General features: G+C 62.2%; 14 protein-coding genes. 8 read left to right on the top strand and 6 right to left on the bottom strand.

Features of this window, described 5'->3' with window-relative positions:
* The first annotated feature begins 29 nt into the window (after positions 1 to 29).
* Together B0G73_RS26900 and B0G73_RS26895 are read left to right on the top strand one after the other, a co-directional pair.
* Entirely contained in the window at positions 30 to 629 is a 600-nt protein-coding gene (locus tag B0G73_RS26900; protein ID WP_106284219.1) for a UbiX family flavin prenyltransferase, read from the top strand.
* A gap of 161 nt (positions 630 to 790) precedes the next feature.
* Positions 791 to 1576, top strand: a complete 786-nt coding sequence (locus B0G73_RS26895; RefSeq protein ID WP_106284218.1) for a class III extradiol ring-cleavage dioxygenase — start codon at positions 791 to 793, stop codon at positions 1574 to 1576.
* Between the two features lie 88 nt (positions 1577 to 1664).
* On the opposite strand, the gene B0G73_RS26890 is transcribed toward B0G73_RS26895, so the two are convergent.
* Positions 1665 to 3260 (bottom strand): APC family permease, encoded by a 1596-nt coding sequence (locus B0G73_RS26890; protein ID WP_106284217.1) that lies wholly within the window; start codon positions 3258 to 3260, stop codon positions 1665 to 1667.
* Between the two features lie 482 nt (positions 3261 to 3742).
* Between B0G73_RS26890 and B0G73_RS26885 the strand changes: the two genes are divergently transcribed.
* Positions 3743 to 3946, top strand: a complete 204-nt coding sequence (locus B0G73_RS26885; protein WP_007180251.1) for a cold-shock protein — start codon at positions 3743 to 3745, stop codon at positions 3944 to 3946.
* A gap of 111 nt (positions 3947 to 4057) precedes the next feature.
* Here the strand turns inward: B0G73_RS26885 and B0G73_RS26880 are convergent, their stop codons facing one another.
* On the bottom strand, positions 4058 to 5308 hold the full coding sequence (locus B0G73_RS26880; protein WP_106284216.1) for an Hsp70 family protein: 1251 nt from the start codon (positions 5306 to 5308) through the stop codon (positions 4058 to 4060).
* A gap of 189 nt (positions 5309 to 5497) precedes the next feature.
* Here B0G73_RS26880 and B0G73_RS26875 point away from each other — a divergent pair, with 189 nt between their 5' ends.
* Positions 5498 to 6973, top strand: a complete 1476-nt coding sequence (locus tag B0G73_RS26875; protein WP_106284215.1) for an MFS transporter — start codon at positions 5498 to 5500, stop codon at positions 6971 to 6973.
* Between the two features lie 57 nt (positions 6974 to 7030).
* Here B0G73_RS26875 and B0G73_RS26870 read toward each other — a convergent pair whose 3' ends face one another.
* Both B0G73_RS26870 and B0G73_RS26865 read right to left on the bottom strand, forming a co-directional pair.
* Positions 7031 to 7624: a nitroreductase family protein gene (locus B0G73_RS26870; RefSeq protein ID WP_181196649.1), complete on the bottom strand. Its 594-nt coding sequence runs from the start codon at positions 7622 to 7624 to the stop codon at positions 7031 to 7033.
* A 226-nt stretch (positions 7625 to 7850) separates the two neighbouring features.
* A complete protein-coding gene (locus B0G73_RS26865; RefSeq protein WP_106284214.1) occupies positions 7851 to 9134 on the bottom strand; it encodes an MFS transporter in 1284 nt (427 codons plus the stop codon).
* Between the two features lie 155 nt (positions 9135 to 9289).
* Between B0G73_RS26865 and B0G73_RS26860 the strand changes: the two genes are divergently transcribed.
* Positions 9290 to 9958, top strand: a complete 669-nt coding sequence (locus tag B0G73_RS26860; RefSeq protein ID WP_106284213.1) for a TetR/AcrR family transcriptional regulator — start codon at positions 9290 to 9292, stop codon at positions 9956 to 9958.
* Between the two features lie 94 nt (positions 9959 to 10052).
* Positions 10053 to 10607: a DUF1415 domain-containing protein gene (locus B0G73_RS26855; RefSeq protein WP_106284212.1), complete on the top strand. Its 555-nt coding sequence runs from the start codon at positions 10053 to 10055 to the stop codon at positions 10605 to 10607.
* Between the two features lie 60 nt (positions 10608 to 10667).
* Here B0G73_RS26855 and B0G73_RS26850 read toward each other — a convergent pair whose 3' ends face one another.
* A complete protein-coding gene (locus B0G73_RS26850) occupies positions 10668 to 11504 on the bottom strand; it encodes an SAM-dependent methyltransferase (protein WP_106284211.1) in 837 nt (278 codons plus the stop codon).
* Between the two features lie 383 nt (positions 11505 to 11887).
* On the opposite strand from B0G73_RS26850, the gene B0G73_RS26845 reads away from it, so the two are divergent.
* Complete coding sequence (locus B0G73_RS26845) at positions 11888 to 12208, top strand: hypothetical protein (RefSeq protein ID WP_012434486.1); 321 nt, start codon at positions 11888 to 11890, stop codon at positions 12206 to 12208.
* Positions 12209 to 12298: 90 nt separating this feature from the next.
* Here B0G73_RS26845 and B0G73_RS26840 read toward each other — a convergent pair whose 3' ends face one another.
* The gene (locus tag B0G73_RS26840; protein WP_106284210.1) at positions 12299 to 12508 is read right to left on the bottom strand and encodes a DUF1059 domain-containing protein; all 210 of its coding nucleotides are present in this window, start codon (positions 12506 to 12508) and stop codon (positions 12299 to 12301) included.
* Between the two features lie 382 nt (positions 12509 to 12890).
* On the opposite strand from B0G73_RS26840, the gene B0G73_RS26835 reads away from it, so the two are divergent.
* Positions 12891 to 14156, top strand: coding sequence for a TIGR03862 family flavoprotein (locus tag B0G73_RS26835; RefSeq protein ID WP_106284255.1), 1266 nt, complete (start codon positions 12891 to 12893; stop codon positions 14154 to 14156).
* Positions 14157 to 14192: the final 36 nt, after the last annotated feature.

Here is a 14192-nt window from a genome sequence, read left to right as displayed (position 1 = left end):
ACACGCTTCTCTCCTAGGCGCTGCGAGCCATGGATACACACGCCGCGGCGCCACGCCGGCTGATCGTCGCGATCACCGGCGCGACGGGTGCCATCTACGGCATCCGGATACTCGAAACGCTGCGCCGGCTGGGCGGCGTCGAGAGCCATCTGCTGATTTCGAGCGCGGGCTGGCTCAATATCCAGCACGAACTGCAGTTGAGCAAAGAAGACGTGCATCCGCTCGCGGACGTCGTCCATTCGGTGCGCGACGTCGGTGCGAGCATCGCGTCCGGCTCGTTTGCCACCGACGGCATGATCGTCGCCCCCTGTTCCATGAAGACGCTCGCCAGCGTCGCGCACGGTTTCTCGGACAACCTGATCACGCGCGCCGCCGACGTCACGCTCAAGGAGCGCCGCCGCCTCGTGCTGCTCGTGCGCGAAACGCCGTTCAATCTAGCGCATTTGCGCAACATGACGGCCGTCACTGAAATGGGCGGCGTGATTTTCCCGCCCTTGCCTGCCTTCTACAACCAACCCGCTTCCATCGACGAAATGGTCGATCACACCGTGGCGCGCGTGCTGGATCTGTTTGCGCTCGGACCGGCTTTGTCGCCGGCGTGGGCTGGGCTGCGCGGCACGCAGGAATAACGCGTCACCTCCGCCGGGCGATGATGTCCGTGCATACGCACGGATTCACAACATCTGCGACACAATCAATTCTGTTTTAGCCCGTTTATCAAATCGCGGTAGACCCCTATATTGGTAGCAACCCAATCTTTGCGCCGCGCTCTCGCGGCCGCGTTGCTGCCATGAACCGCTTACCCTCGCTTTTTCTGTCCCACGGCGCGCCCACGCTGCCGATCGACCCGTCGCTGCCGTCCGCCGAATTCGGTACGCTGAGCGCCCAGTTGCCGCGTCCGAAAGCCGTGCTGATGCTGTCGGCCCATTGGGGCACGGCGCAACCGGTGGCCAGCACGTCCGCAGCGCCGGAAACGATCCACGACTTCTACGGCTTTCCGCGTCAGTTGTACGAAATTCAGTATCCGGCGCCGGGTGCGCCCGATGTGGCGCGCCGCGCCGCCGTGTTGCTCGGCGAGAGCGGCATCCTCGCGGGCGCCCAGCCGCACGGACTCGATCACGGTGCGTGGGTCCCGATGCTGCTCATGTTTCCGGAGGCCGATATACCCGTCACCCAGTTGTCGATCCAGCCGCACATGGACGCGGCGCACCACTTTCGCGTCGGCCGGGCGCTGCGGTCGCTGAAAGACGATGGCGTGATGGTGATCGGCTCCGGCCAGATCACGCACAATCTGCGCGCCGCCGACTTCTCCGCGCGCCCTGAGGACGCCGATCCACGGGTCGCCGAATTCACCGACTGGTTCGAGGAAAAGCTCGCCGCGCACGATATCGACGCGCTGCTCGACTATCGCCGGCAAGCGCCACATGCGGTGCTGATGCATCCCACCGACGAGCATCTGCTGCCGGTATTCGCCGCATTGGGCGCAGCGGACGACGATTATTCGCTGGCTGTCCAGTCGCTCGGAACCTATCAGCGCTCGCTCGCCATGACGAACTACGTATTCGGCACAGCCTGACGCAACGTCATAGGCACCTTGGAAAAGAAAAACCCCCGCCTGAGCAACTCCGGCGAGGGTTTTTTTCCACAGACTTCAGCGCAACACCTTAATGAGCGCCGATGCCTTCGAGCACTTCGTCATGCTCGCTGCGCTCGTCCAGATATTCCGAGCGATAACCGCTCGTCACGCCCCAGTAGTAGAACGCGAGCGAAAACGCAGCAACCACTAACATGTCCCAGCCATAAGGGATCAGATCGTGACCGCCGAACTGCTTGCTGCCGATCAGCGACAGAATCGCCATCACCGGCAGATAGGCGACCAGCCACCACGCCGCCTTCAGATCACGGCCCCAGCCAGCGAAACCCGACTTCGCCTGGAAAAAGAAGTACACCGGCAGCGCGACGACCATCAGCAGAATGATTTCGCCCGTCAGTGGCCACTTCGCCCAGTACAGGATCAGCGACGCGCAGACGAACGCGAACGGCGCAATGATCTTCATGCCGGGAATATGCAGCGGACGTTCGAGGTCGGTCGCCGCGCGGCGCAGCGCCATCAGGCTGATCGGGCCGGTCAGGTACGAGATCACGGTCGCGACCGAAATCACCGCCGCGAGCGAACTCCAGCCGCGGAAGAAGAACAGGAAAATGAACGACACCAGCAGGTTGAACCACATCGCCTGACGCGGCACGCCGTAGAACGGATGCACGTTGCCGAACATCTTGGGCATCGTGTTGTTGCGCTCCATCGCGTAGATCATGCGGCTGGTGGTCGCCATATAGGTCGTGCCGGTGCCGCTCGGGCTCACGAATGCGTCGACGTACAGCAGGATCGCCAGCCAGTTCAGGTTCAGCGCGATCGCGAGTTCCGCGAACGGCGAAGCGAAGTTGAAGTGGCCCCAGCCCTTCATCACGTCGCTCGGGTTCACCGCGCCGATATACGCGATCTGCAGCAGCACGTAGATCACCAGCGCGAGCAGGATCGAACCGATCACCGCGAACGGCACGCTCTTCGCCGGATTGCGCGCTTCACCGGCGAGATTGATCGGGCTCTGGAAGCCGTTGAACGCGAACACGATGCCGCTCGTCGATACCGCCGTCAGCACCGCCGACCAGCCGTACGGCGCGAAGGTGCTCGCTTCGCCGAAGTTTTCCTTGTGGAAGCCCGCGAACATCAAGCCGAGGATCGTCGCGCCGGGAATCAGGAACTTGAAGATCGTGATCGCCGAATTGGCGCGCGCAAACAGTTTCACGCCCCAGTAGTTCAGCATGAAGTAAATGATCACGAGCGCCGCGGACAGTAATAAACCGTTAGTGGTTAATGACCCATCCACGAATAGCGCATGCGCCCACGGATAGGGCCACGTGCTCATATATTGAATGGACGCTTCGGCCTCGATCGGAATCACCGAGACAATGGCAATCCAGTTGGCCCATGCGCTGATGAAACCCACCAGCGCACCGTGTGAGTAGCGCGCATAACGCACCATGCCGCCGGACTCGGGGAACATCGCGCCGAGTTCCGCGTACGTCAATGCGATCGCAAGAATCACGACCGCGCCGATCACCCATGCACAAACGGCAGCGGGACCGGCAATTTTTGCAGCCTTCCACGCGCCGAAAAGCCAGCCCGATCCGATGATGGAACCTAAGCCCGTCAGCATCAGCGCGAACGGCCCGATGTTCCGTTGTATAGAACTTTTCACGTCTTCTCCTGTGTCGGCCGGAGTGAGCGCTTCAGCACCAACTCCGCTCCATGCAAATTTGCAGCAGAACCATGTCGGCACCGCGTCACATCGCCTTGGAGGCGCTGGAAATGGGCGACAATCATGCCTACGCGACGGCCATCCCAAACAGGTGCAACCGACGCGAGGCGCGTAGTTTAACGGTTGCACCCAGCCCCCGCACCGAAACTAAGGGTTGTCCCTAGCAAAAAATTCAGACGAATAGCAAGTTTTGTAAGCAACTTTTACGCCAAGCTAGCGAAAGTTCGTAAAGTTGTGGGGAGACTGTTGACCTTCTCTCAAAATCGCCGTATAAAGTCGGGGCAGGATTTCAAGCGGCGAGTGAATTGGTCTTTCGTAGTTCGCCCATCAACGGTACTCCGGTTGGTCCCATTACCCCCTTCCTTGATTTTCATGCACTCTCTGGGCTTCGGCCTTATTTACCATCTTTAGGAACAAGTAATATGGAAACCGGTACCGTCAAGTGGTTCAATGACGCAAAGGGCTTTGGCTTCATCACGCCGGACGGCGGTGGCGAAGATCTGTTCGCGCATTTCTCGGAAATCCGCACGGAAGGCTTCAAGACGCTGCAAGAAAACCAAAAGGTTACGTTTGAAGTGAAGACGGGCCCGAAGGGCAAGCAAGCTGCTAACATCAAGCCGGTGTAAGCAACACGCTTCCTTCTGGACGCAAAAAAACCCCGCCTCGGCGGGGTTTTTTTATATCCGCCGCTATTGCGAACGGTGATTATCTTCGCAGTATGCGATTGATGATTCTGTTTATCCGAATACACGCCGTGCGTGAATGCCGAGTCCAGTCGCGACACTCGCGAGCCGGTCGCCGAATACCGCTTTAGCATCGGGAAATGCCGCCGCCAATGCGCCCGATAGAAATGCCAATCCGGTCGAACCGCCCGTAAAGTAAATCGCATTGACATCGCGTGTCGCCACGCCGGCCGCCTGCACCGTGTCGCGTGCCGCCTGCACGATGCGCAGCGTTTCTTCCTGGCCGGCCTTGATGAGTTGCGCTTCGTCGAACGCCAGACGCAGGTCGTCTTCCACTTCATCGAGGTCGATCACGGTCTCTCCGCCCGCCGCCACGCCGATCTTCGCCTCTTCCGCGTGAGCGGCCAGCGCATGACCCAGGCGGCGTTCCACGACGCGCATCAGGCGGTCGTGATGCTTGACCTCGGTAAACAGGTGCCGCATTAGCGCGAGTTCGTTGACGCGCTTCGGGGCGTAGACGGTGTTGATCAGATGCCAGGTCGCCAGATCGAAATAAACCCGGTTCGGAATCTCACGGCCTTCCGGGTCGAGCGTCTGATATCCCATTTCCCGCAGGATCGTCGCCAGTTCCACGCGACGGTCGAAATCCGTGCCGGCGACGTGCACGCCGTGGTGGGCCAGCACGTCGTCCTTGCGTTCGACGCGCTTCATCCGCTCAGGCCCGACCCGCACCAGCGAAAAGTCCGAGGTGCCGCCGCCGATATCGGCCACCAGCACGAGCCCTTCTTCCGTCAGATGCGATTCGTAGTCGAACGCGGCCGCTATCGGCTCATACTGAAAGTGAATTTCCCGCAGGCCGACTGAGCGCGCGGCGGCTTCGAGCTGCTGCTGCGCCATCTGATCGGCACGCGGGTCGTCGTCGACGAAAAACACCGGGCGGCCCAGCACGGCGCGATGGATCGGACCACCGGCGCTTTTTTCCGCCGAGCGCTTGAGATGCTCGACGAAAATCGCGATCACGTCCGTGTACTTGATCGCCGAGCCGTCGCCGAGATCGGTGGAGTTCTCGGCGAGCGGCGAGCCGAGAATGCTCTTCATTGAACGCATCAGACGGCCGTCGAAGCCGTCGATATAGGCTGCGAGCGCCGCCCGCCCGAATTCGCGGGTGTTTTCGTCGGTATTGAAAAAGACCGAGGTGGGCAGCGTCGTGTAGGCGCCTTCGACCGGCGCGAGCTTGAGCGCGCCGTCGACAGGAACGGCCACAGCCGAATTGGAAGTACCGAAGTCAATCGCGCAATAGTTCATGGCAGGAATCGCCGCTCACGGCTGGCGCGGACAGAAGGGGGAGCGGCTTTGTAACACGAAAGCCCAATCAGCATCAACTGACGTTTCAGGCACGCTCGCGAGAACGCAAAAACGCAGTTCGACGGAACGAATATTGCTCATTTTGACAGGATATGCCGCCAATTTTCGGAATTGAGGAGACTTCAAGCAATGAGCGCGCCGCCTACTGCCGCTGTCCACGAAAAAAACGCCACGGTCGTCGACACGGATCTGCCCTCGCGGCTCGACCGTCTGCCGTGGGGCCGGTTTCACTCGCTGATCGTGGCGGCGCTTGGCGTGACGTGGCTGCTCGACGGTCTGGAAGTCACGCTGGCGGGCGCGGTCGCAAGTGCGTTGAAGTTTAGTCCATCGTTGCACTTTACCAACGCCGACGTCGGACTGGCCGGTAGCGCCTACATCGCCGGGGCGGTGCTCGGCGCGTTGGGATTCGGTTGGCTCACCGACCGGCTCGGACGCCGCAAGCTGTTTTTCATCACGCTCGCCCTGTATCTGGCAGCGACGGCGGCAACCGCGCTGTCGTGGAATCTGGCGAGTTTTCTGCTGTTTCGCTTCCTGACCGGCGCCGGGATCGGCGGCGAATACACGGCGATCAATTCGACGATCCAGGAATTCACGCCAGCCCGTGTGCGCGGCTGGACCGATCTGGGCATCAACGGCACGTTCTGGGTCGGCGCGGGCCTCGGCGCGGCCGGCTCGCTGGTGCTGCTCGATCCGCATCTGCTGCCGCCCGACTGGGGCTGGCGCGCCTGTTTCTTTATCGGCGCGGTGCTGGCGCTGGGGATTTTGCCCATGCGTATCTGGGTGCCCGAAAGCCCGCGTTGGCTCCTTACGCACGGCGACGAGCGCGACGCGCGCGCGATTGTCGAAGGCATCGAAACGCGCTTTCGCAACGAAGGCCACGCGCTCTCCGACAACGACCTCACGCGCCTGCGCTTACGCGCTCGCGGACACACGCCGCTGCACGAGGTATTTCATACGCTCTTTAACGTGCACCGACGGCGCGCGCTGGTCGGTCTGTCGCTGATGACCGCGCAGGCGTTTTGTTACAACGCGATCTTTTTCACCTACGCACTCGTGCTCACCGATTTCTACCACGTGCCGGGCGAGCGCATCGGCTGGTATCTAATGCCCTTTGCGCTCGGCAATTTCCTCGGACCGCTGCTGCTCGGGCGGCTCTTCGACGTGATCGGGCGGCGCAAAATGATCACGGCGACTTACGCGATCTCCGGCATCCTGCTGACGCTGAGCGGCTACCTGTTCGAGCAGCAGATGCTCACCGTCGCGATGCAGACGATCGCGTGGATGGTGATTTTCTTCTTCGCGTCGGCGGCCGCGAGTTCGGCTTACCTGACAGTCAGCGAATCGTTTCCACTGGAAATTCGCGCGCTGGCCATTGCGGTTTTCTACGCGTTCGGCACGGCGCTCGGCGGCATCGCGGGGCCGGCGTTTTTTGGCCGGCTGATCGACACGCATCAGCGCAGCGAAGTGTTTTACGGCTATCTGGTCGGCGCAGGTCTGATGCTGGCGGCGGCGGTAATCGCGGCGATCTGGGGCGTGGATGCGGAGCGCAAGTCGCTGGAGAGCGTGGCGACGCCGCTGTCGAGCGTCGCGGATGACGCCGAATAAAAAACGCGCGGTCAGCGCCGCGCGTTCGCGTTACTCAATAGATAGGCTGAAAACCGCTCAGAACGCTTTCTTCCAGCCGCCGCCATAAGCAATTTCCGCCAGCGGCAGACGCTGACGCACCGACTTTTCGCGCTCGCGCAAAACCGGATCCAGTTTGTCCACGTCGCCGTAATGACCGAGCGAAATCATCGCGATCACTTCGACGTCGTTCGGCAGCTTGAATGCGGCGCGGAACGCGTTCGGGTCGAACCCGCTCATCTGGTGCGCGGCCAGGCCGAGCGCATGCGCCTGCAAGACCAGCGCCATCGCCGCGGCGCCCGCATCGTACGGTGCGCAGCGATTCACCTCGCCCTTGTTGGTCAAGGTGTGCGTAGTCACCGCGATCAGCACCGGCGCGGGCGCATTCCAGCCCTGGTTGAACGGCACCAGCGTGGCGAAGGCCTGCTTGAACGAGACTTCATCGACGCTGCGGTCGAATACGAGAAAACGCCACGGCTGCGCGTTATACGAAGACGGCGCCCAGCGTGCCGCTTCGAGCACGGAGTGCAGATGCTCGCGGCTCACCGGCTCGCTCGAATACGCGCGCGGGCTCCAGCGGCCTGCAATCAGCTCGTGAATGGCAATTGCGGTAGGGGCGGGTTTGTTGGTCATGCGCTTCTCTCGGTCGAAATTCATGATCGACGGGCAACTGCCCGGGGGCCACATAGCATAACCGGGCTTGGCACGCGTGCGCCAACAAGCGAGCAGTTTGTTTCGCGCCGGCTGCGATAGCAAAACGGCCCCTTGCGGGGCCGTCGTTGTCGCGATGCCCGAACAGCCGCGCGCGATTTCAAACCGGTGCATTTGCCGGCATCGTGCAGGTCGATTGCGTGCGGCTCTACGCCACCTGCGGTTCCGGCACTTTGGCGGGCCGGTTGATCCGCAATACGATCACCGCCGCCACGAGGCACAAGCCGCCGGAAATCATCGACGCCACCGTGTACGTACCGAGGCTCGCGCGCAGCATACCCGCGCCGAGCGCCGCGAACGCCGCGCCGAGTTGATGCCCGGCAACGACCCAGCCGAACACCACCGGCGCCGATTCCTTGCCGTAGACGTCGGTGGCCAGACGCACGGTCGGCGGCACGGTCGCGATCCAGTCGAGGCCGTAGAACACGGCGAACAGCGGCAACCCGAAGAAGTCGATGCCGAACGCGTGCGGCAGATACATCAACGACAAACCGCGCAGGCCGTAGTACCAGAACAGCAGCACGCGGCTATTGAAGCGGTCGGACAACCAGCCCGAGAGGGTCGTGCCGAACAGATCGAAGATGCCCATCGCGGCAAGCAGGGAAGCGCCCTGCACTTCCGTCATGCCGTAGTCGCCGCACATCGCGATTAGATGCGTGCCGACATAGCCGTTGGTGCTTGCGCCGCAGATAAAGAAGCTGAAGAACAGCAACCAGAAGTCGCGCGTCTTGCTGGCCATGGCGAGTGTGCCGAAGGCGATCGCCAGCGGATTCTGCTTGGTGACGGTGCTGTTGATGGGCGAATCGTGCGGTTCGCCGTACGGGCGCAGCTTCATGTCGGCCGGGCGCTCGGGCAACAGAAACGCCACCAGCGGAATCACGACCGCGGCCGCAATGGCGACGACCCACACCACTTGCCGCCAGCCGTGGTGCTCGGCGATGGCGGCGAGCATCGGCAGGAACACGAGTTGGCCGGTCGCCGAACTTGCCGTGAGAATGCCCATGACGAGGCCGCGCCGCGTGGTGAACCAGCGCGTCACCACCGTCGCCGAGAGCGACAGCGCCGCGACACCCGTCGAGCCACCGACCATCACGCCCCAGATCAGGACCATTTGCCACGGGTGCGTCATCAGCGACGACAGCGCGACGCCCGCCGCCATCGTCCCCAGCGCGGCCAGCAGCGTGGGACGCACACCGAAACGTTGCATCGCCGCCGCCGCGAACGGTCCCATCAGACCGTACAGCGCGATGTTCACGGAGATCGCGAGAGAAATCGTTGCGCGACTCCAGCCGAATTGATGCTCGAGCGGCAGCATCATCACGCTCGGCGTGGCGCGCGTGCCGGCCGCCGCCAGCAGCACCAGAAAAACCACCGCGACGGTCAACCAGCCGTAGTGGAAACGTCCGCCAATCAGTCTTGCTGCCCAGTTCATGGATTCTCCAATCGACACCTGCTCCGCAGGCGACGCCGCTTAGATTGTTACGTGTTCGGTAAAGGACTTGTGACAGATCAGTCACAATAGATGTTGCGATCTTAGTTACTGCTCGGTAACATGTCAAGGCGTTAATTGAGTTCAGGTGGTCATCCATGTCCGACAGTCAAACCCCAAAGCCGGCCGTCGCGCGCCGCACGCGCGGCGCGCAGACCGCCGGCCCGCAGGCGCAGCAGCACTTGCTGCGTGCCGCGGACGAGCTGTTCTATCGCGAGGGCGTGCGAGCCGTCGGTGTGGACGCGGTGGTCGAGCGCGCGGGCGTGAACAAGATGAGCTTGTACCGGCAGTTTTCGTCGAAAGACGACCTGGTCATGGCTTACCTGGAGCGCAAGGACGAGCAGTTCTTCAGCTATGTGGAGCGAAGCTTCGCCAAGCATCCGGGCGAACCGGCAAGGCAGCTACAGCAATATTTCGACGACCTCGCGGTGCGCGCGTCTGTCGACGATTATCGCGGCTGTCCATTCGTGAACGTGTCGGTGGAGTTTCCGGAGGCGGCGCATCCGGCGCGGCAATTCGTGTTTCGCAACAAGGCTCGCTTGATGGCGCGGCTCACGGAACTGACCACGGCGGCCGGCGCCGATGATCCGGTAGCGCTCGCCAACGCGCTCGGTTTGATGATCGAAGGCGTGTATGCGGCCAGCCAGACCTATGGGCCCGGATGCGGGCCCATTCTGGCCGCGCCGAAAGTCGCCGCACAGTTGATCGCCGCGGCGTGCGGCAGCTGCAGCAGCGGCAGCGGCAGCGGCAGCGGCAGCGGCAGCTAACCGAATTTTCAGCCTTGACGTTCTGTTTGAGCGAGACGCGAATCGACGCCGATCCGCCCGTTAAAATGGCGCTTTATCTCCCGCGCCGCCTGCCATGTCGCTGTCCGCCGAATCCCACGATGCCGTTGTTGCCGCTACTCGTCACTGGCTGACCGAGGCTGTGATCGGCCTCAATCTCTGCCCGTTCGCGAAGGCAGTCCATGTGAAGGGACAGATTCGCTATGCCGTCAGCGATGCCGTGGACATGGAAGGCGTGCTGACCGATCTGGAAACGGAGCTTCAGACGCTCGTCGCCGCCGACCCGGATGCCGTGGATACGACGCTGTTAATCGTGCCGCAAGCGCTCAGCGATTTTCTCGACTACAACGATTGCCTGTTTTTCGCCGAACGCATGCTCAAGCAGCTTCGGCTTGAAGGCGTCGTTCAGATCGCGAGCTTCCATCCCTTTTATCAGTTCGAAGGCAGCGAGCCCGACGATATCGAGAACTACACGAATCGCGCGCCGTATCCGATTTTGCATTTACTGCGCGAGGACAGCATCGAGCGCGCGGTTCAGGCTTTTCCCGACGCTGAAGAGATTTACGAGCGGAATCAGGAAACGCTCCGGCGAATCGGGCTGGCGGGCTGGAATGCGTTGATGAAGCGTTGATGAAGCGCTACTACGCGCAACGGCCCGCAAAAGCGACCGCGCGCCGCCGCCCCATCAGGCTCAAACAAAAAACCGTTCCTTCAACTCCTCGATCCCGAGCGTTTCCATCACCTCGTTCAAGCGCTCCGCCGGCCGGCGCCTCGGCAAATCCTTGTACTGGGCGATGATGAGTTCATTCTTCATGGAATGCTCCCAGCCCACCAGTTCGGTCACGCTGACCTGATAGCCGTGCGCTTCAAGCTGCAAACACCGCAGCACGTTCGTGATCTGGCTCCCGAACTCCCGCGTGTGCAACGGATGCCGCCAGATTTCCGTGAGGGCGTTGCCGAGCGATTTGCCCTTGTTCTGCCGCAATACCCCCGCCACCTCGGCCTGACAGCACGGCACGACCACGATGTACTTCGCCTTCTTTTCGAGCGCGAAGCGCAGCGCGTCGTCGGTTGCGGTGTTGCAGGCGTGCAGCGCGGTCACGATGTCGATCCGGGCCGGCAAGCGGTCCGACGTAATCGAGTCCGCCACCGACAGATTCAGAAACGACATGCCGGTGAATCCCAGCCGTTGCGCCAGTTCCTCCGACTTCGCGACAAGCTCCTCGCGCGTCTCAATACCATATATGTGTGACGCACCGCCCGCATCGCCCTGAAATTCCTTGAAGAAAAGGTCATACAGGATAAAACCTAGATAGGACTTGCCCGCGCCGTGGTCGACGAGGGTCACGGCGCCTTGCTCGTTCTTGAGGTCTTTGAGCAGCGGCTCGATGAACTGGAACAGGTGATAGACCTGTTTCAGCTTGCGGCGGCTGTCCTGGTTCATCTTGCCGTCGCGCGTGAGGATATGCAGCTCCTTCAGCAATTCGACGGATTGGTTGGGGCGGATTTCGTGCGTTTTGGTGGACATCGAGGGAAATCGCCAATAATTGCAGCGTGAACGTGCGACAGGCGACGGAAAAAGGGAAAAGTTGCTGCCAGTTTACCCAAAGTGCGGCTTGCTGACCGAAGGAGCCGCCAAACCATGCCAGAAAGAGCACAAACCTGGAACACTTCCTGCACGAAAAGCGCCGCGTGGAAGGTTTCGGAAAGGTACAAAAGCAGCTTGCGTAACGGCTAGGCACGATGGTGCCGGCTGTGCCGCCTATAACAACGGGCTGCGGCCGTGGCTTTCACCACGCGAACCGAATGCATGTGGGGAGGACGGTCCCGGAACACGGGCCGAACGTTACGTAACCAGCAGCGCGCCGAGACTTCAAGCGGACGCGTGCTCGGAAAATAGAAGAGGCGGCAATGGATACGGTACCCAACGGAAACGTCGAACAGAAATTTCAGGAAATGCTGGCGAAACTGATCGCCACCCCGGCGTGGTCCGAGAAGCAGCAACTCGAACTGGAAATGGCGCGTGACATCTCGACGGAGATGCTCCGTCTGGCCGAAGTCATGCGCGACGGCAGCGTGGACATGGAAACCTGTCTGACCATGCTCAAGTACGCCAAAGTGCTCGACTTCGTCATGACTACGCTGGCTTCGCGGCGCGATATCAAGCCGCAAACGCTGCGGGTGATCTTCAAGCTCGCCGGGTTGAAGGTGGACGAGGCGTACCCCGGCTAGGACCTGGTTCGACGATGCTGCGACCCGCGCGGGCGGCAAGGTGCCGTTCGCGCGGGTCGCTCGTTCTGTAGCGCCCTAAAAGACAGCAGCTCACGCGCGCGGTGCTTCGACCGGCGGCGTGCCGTCGTGAAAGAGCGTCTTGAGTTGCGAGCGCAATTCCGGCGAATCCGTATGTTTGTGCACCGTGACCGCGTGCTGCACGGCGGCGTCGAGCAATTCGCTCTCGCTGTCGGCAGACAGGGCGACGGTGCAGTTCGTTTCGCTCGGAAACTCGCGGCAATCGATGTATTTGCGGGACATGGCAGTCTCCTTGATTCAGATGACGTTCAGACATCCACGCAGGCAGCAGACGCGCGGACCAGATCGCCGGCCGTGACACAGCGGCTCCGATTGCGCGGATAGCGCCGGGTGGCGGGGAAGGTGGCGAGTTGGTCTGACGCGAGGAAGACGCGTGCGGCGTCCGATGGAAGGTGTCTGAAAAGTATAGGTCGCGCCGCTCGATAACAAAGGCACCGAAGCAAACCGGCCGGATGCAGGACCGCCTGAACCCAGCCTATTTCGGCCTGCCGATCCGCTCGCACGTTTGCCCTGCGCTGTCCACGGTGTGAAAATAGCGGCCTTCGCGCCGCCGGATCATCCGAACCGTGTGCGCGCCGCCACTTCCGCTCTTCCGCAGGCCCGCATGTCATCCTCATTCCATTCCGCCCGCGTCGCCGTGATCGGCGGCGGCCCCGCCGGCTTGATGGCCGCCGAGGCGCTCGCGCAGCAAGGCGTGCAGGTCGACGTCCATGACGCCATGCCGTCGGTCGGCCGCAAATTTCTGATGGCGGGCAAAGGCGGCATGAACATCACGCATTCGGAGCCGCTCGAGCCGTTTCTCGGCCGCTACGGCGCGCGCCGCGAGCAGATCGCGCCGCTCGTGCGGGCCTTCGATCCCGACGCTTTGCGCGCGTGGCTGCACGAGTTGGGCGTGGAGACCTTCGTCGGCAGTTCGGGGCGCGTTTTTCCGGCCGACATGAAAGCCGCACCGATGCTGCGGGCGTGGCTGCATCGACTGCGCGAAGCGGGCGTGCGTTTTCACATGCGCCACAAATGGTGCGGCTGGGACGCCGAAGCCAGCGACGACGCCACGCATATGCTCCGTTTCGCCACGCCGGACGGCGAGCAAGCCGTCACCTTCGACGCCGTGGTGTTTGCGCTCGGCGGCGCAAGCTGGCCGCGTCTCGGCTCGGACGCCGCGTGGGTCCCGCTGATGGCCTCGCGCGATGTGCCCGTCACGCCCCTACTGCCAGCGAACTGCGGCTTCGACGCCGACTGGAGCCCCTATCTGCGCGAGCGTTTCGCGGGGCAACCGGTCAAGCCCGTGGCCATCACGCTCACCGATGTAGACAATAAAGTCCACCATCGACAAGGTGAAATACTTTTGACCGAAACGGGCCTCGAAGGCAGTCTGATCTATGCCTTGTCGAGCCAGATTCGGGAGCGGATTCTGGCTGACGGCGACGTCACGATCATGCTCGATCTGGCGCCAGGCCTGGCTTTGGAGCGAGTCGTCGCCGAAGTCACGCGGCCGCGCGGCTCACGTTCGATGTCGAGTCACTTGCACGGTCGGATCGGGATTGGTGGGGTAAAACTGGCTCTGTTGCATGAGATTCTGTCGAAAGAAGCTTTCGCGGACGCCAACGGTCTCGCGCACGCCATCAAGGCGCTGCCCGTGCGGCTCACGCGCGCCCGTCCGATCGCGGAAGCAATCAGCACCGCCGGCGGCATTCCCTTCGAGGCGCTCAACGAACATCTGATGATCGAGCGCCTGCCCGGCGTCTTCTGCGCGGGCGAAATGCTCGACTGGGAAGCGCCGACGGGCGGCTACCTGCTCACCGCCTGCTTTGCCAGCGGCCTCGCGGCAGGGCGCGGGGCGGCGGCGTATGTCGACCGCGCATCGACCTGACGCGCCGCATTGCCGCTCTTCTCGGTGAGCGAGCCG

Source organism: Paraburkholderia sp. BL25I1N1, from assembly GCF_003002025.1.
Taxonomy (GTDB): domain Bacteria; phylum Pseudomonadota; class Gammaproteobacteria; order Burkholderiales; family Burkholderiaceae; genus Paraburkholderia.
This window is presented reverse-complemented; position numbering and strand designations above follow the sequence as displayed.

What these genes read in the sequence shown, in the direction of transcription:
- B0G73_RS26900 (WP_106284219.1), top strand. Translation starts at nt 30, where the DNA reads ATGGATACACACGCCGCGGCGCCACGCCGGCTGATCGTCGCGATCACC.
- B0G73_RS26895 (WP_106284218.1), top strand. Translation starts at nt 791, where the DNA reads ATGAACCGCTTACCCTCGCTTTTTCTGTCCCACGGCGCGCCCACGCTG.
- B0G73_RS26885 (WP_007180251.1), top strand. Translation starts at nt 3,743, where the DNA reads ATGGAAACCGGTACCGTCAAGTGGTTCAATGACGCAAAGGGCTTTGGC.
- B0G73_RS26880 (WP_106284216.1), bottom strand. Translation starts at nt 5,308, where the DNA reads ATGAACTATTGCGCGATTGACTTCGGTACTTCCAATTCGGCTGTGGCC.
- B0G73_RS26875 (WP_106284215.1), top strand. Translation starts at nt 5,498, where the DNA reads ATGAGCGCGCCGCCTACTGCCGCTGTCCACGAAAAAAACGCCACGGTC.
- B0G73_RS26870 (WP_181196649.1), bottom strand. Translation starts at nt 7,624, where the DNA reads ATGACCAACAAACCCGCCCCTACCGCAATTGCCATTCACGAGCTGATT.
- B0G73_RS26865 (WP_106284214.1), bottom strand. Translation starts at nt 9,134, where the DNA reads ATGAACTGGGCAGCAAGACTGATTGGCGGACGTTTCCACTACGGCTGG.
- B0G73_RS26860 (WP_106284213.1), top strand. Translation starts at nt 9,290, where the DNA reads ATGTCCGACAGTCAAACCCCAAAGCCGGCCGTCGCGCGCCGCACGCGC.
- B0G73_RS26855 (WP_106284212.1), top strand. Translation starts at nt 10,053, where the DNA reads ATGTCGCTGTCCGCCGAATCCCACGATGCCGTTGTTGCCGCTACTCGT.
- B0G73_RS26850 (WP_106284211.1), bottom strand. Translation starts at nt 11,504, where the DNA reads ATGTCCACCAAAACGCACGAAATCCGCCCCAACCAATCCGTCGAATTG.
- B0G73_RS26845 (WP_012434486.1), top strand. Translation starts at nt 11,888, where the DNA reads ATGGATACGGTACCCAACGGAAACGTCGAACAGAAATTTCAGGAAATG.
- B0G73_RS26840 (WP_106284210.1), bottom strand. Translation starts at nt 12,508, where the DNA reads ATGTCCCGCAAATACATCGATTGCCGCGAGTTTCCGAGCGAAACGAAC.
- B0G73_RS26835 (WP_106284255.1), top strand. Translation starts at nt 12,891, where the DNA reads ATGTCATCCTCATTCCATTCCGCCCGCGTCGCCGTGATCGGCGGCGGC.